Source organism: Brevibacterium sp. HMSC24B04, from assembly GCF_001806835.1.
Classification (GTDB): Bacteria; Actinomycetota; Actinomycetes; order Actinomycetales; family Brevibacteriaceae; genus Brevibacterium; species Brevibacterium ravenspurgense.
Window position 1 is genome coordinate 1 of record NZ_KV786099.1, and the last position, 1,875, is coordinate 1,875.

General features: G+C 59.5%; 1 protein-coding gene. It reads left to right on the plus strand.

Going from position 1 to position 1,875, the window contains the following annotated elements; translation table 11 throughout:
* Positions 1-683 precede the first annotated feature (683 nt).
* Entirely contained in the window at positions 684-1,517 is an 834-nt protein-coding gene (locus HMPREF3092_RS08220; protein WP_070424544.1) for a PDDEXK family nuclease, read from the plus strand.
* The last annotated feature ends 358 nt before the right edge of the window (positions 1,518-1,875 follow it).

The following is a 1,875-nucleotide window of genomic DNA, read 5'->3' on the forward strand; positions in this document are numbered from 1 at the left end:
GCTCAACCCTTAGCCCGACCGGCACCTCCGCCTCAGCCCGTCCCTTCAGTCCAGCCCTCAACCCGGCCCACCTCAACCCCTCAGCCCGACCGGCACCTCCGCCGCTTCGTTCCTGCTGCCAACCTGGATTTACGCTTTAATGCGGATTTGCGCTCTAATGTGGCGCATTAGCGCGTGAGGTTGCATTTAAGCGTGAGTTTGGCGTTGTTGGGCGCGTGAAGTGTGCCCGGTGTCGGCTCATCCGCGCGGCCCAGCCCGATCCTTCAGCCGAGCTCAGCCTTCAGCCCGACCGGCGCCTCCGCCTCGTCCGTTCCTGCTGCCTACCTGGATTTACGCTTTAATGCGGATTTGCGCTTTAATGCGGCGCATTAGCGCGTGAGGTTGCATTTAAGCGTGAGGTTGGCGTTGTTGGGCGCGTGAGGTTGGCGTTGTGGGATGCCCGCGCCCCCGCCAAAAAAGTTATCCACAGATTGCGAATGCCTCTTGTGGAAACGGTGCTGTTCCGGTGACATAAAAGGATGCATAGCGTATTCACCAACAACATGGCAGCGACCTGCGGCATCCAGATGGGAGAGCTGAGGTCAGCTGCCTCGTGCTGCGTCGAGCGATTGCATCGAGGGATGTACGCGGTCGTGAAGCTGTGCTCGAGACACCCGCTTTTTACACAACTCGCAGATCAGACGATGGTCGATTTGTTCGCCCGCGCGGATGCACAGAAGCGCAACCCTGCATGGCGAAAGGCGCAAACAAACCTCCACACGGCGAAAGCCGAACTCATTGCTGAGTCAGCACACCCGGACGATGTGCTCAGCCATTCCACCGCAGCCCTGCTGCACGGCCTGCCGATCAAAGCGGTGCCTGAAGCAGTTGAAATGATCAACCCCAACCTGTCGCGCGCAGGAGCCACTTTTCGTAGGCGGTATCGGCAGATCGGCGAAAGTGAAATCGACGACTGGCGCGGTTTTGCCATAACCAATCCCGTCCGAACCGCAGTAGACCTGGCCGCAGATGAATCCATCGAATACGGCACAGCAGTCCTCGATGCGATCTTGCGCGAGGCACCTCTTCAGCGCGAACAGCTGCTTGCCCAGGCTCACGAAATCGCTGAAGCCTACGGCCGTCGGGCAGGATGCGCGCGTGTGCGCAGCGCCCTGAGCTTCGCCAACGGACTTGCTGAGTCCTACGGCGAAAGCGTGTGCATGGTGAAGCTGCGCATGCTTGGGATCGACAACCTTGAACAGCAAGTCGAAATCTTCGACGAAGACGGAATCTTCGTTGCCCGCGTTGACGGACTTGTTCGGGATAAGCGCATCATCATCGAGTTCGACGGCGCCGTGAAATACCTATCCACAGCCGACGGCGGCTTCAATGGCGAAGGCGACCAACTCCTGCGTGAAAAAGAACGCGAACATCAACTGCATCGGCTGGGCTACACGGTCGTGCGGATTATGTGGAATGACCTGTTGGGCCTCGACCGACTGCGCGCCCGACTCAAAGCGCTCGGCATTCTTTCCTGAGCCCACGCCGGACACGCGGGCAATCTGTGTACTGGTGAGCACCACCTCGTGCGCGGCAGCGGGGCTGGTTTTGCGCGCAAGTGCAGATTCACGCTTTAATGCGGCGCATTTGCGCGTGAGGTTGCATTTAAGCGTGAGTTTGGCGTTGTGGGGTGTGCGAAGGGTGCCAGTGCTGATCCGCACCGCCAGCGGGGCTGGTTTTGCGCGCAAGTGCAGATTCACGCTTTAATGCGGCGCATTTGCGCGTGAGGTTGCATTTAAGCGTGAGTTTGGCGTTGTGGGGTGTGCGAAGGGTGCCAGTGCTGACCCGCATCGCCAGCGGGGCTGGTTTTGCGCGCAGATGCAGATTCACGCTTTA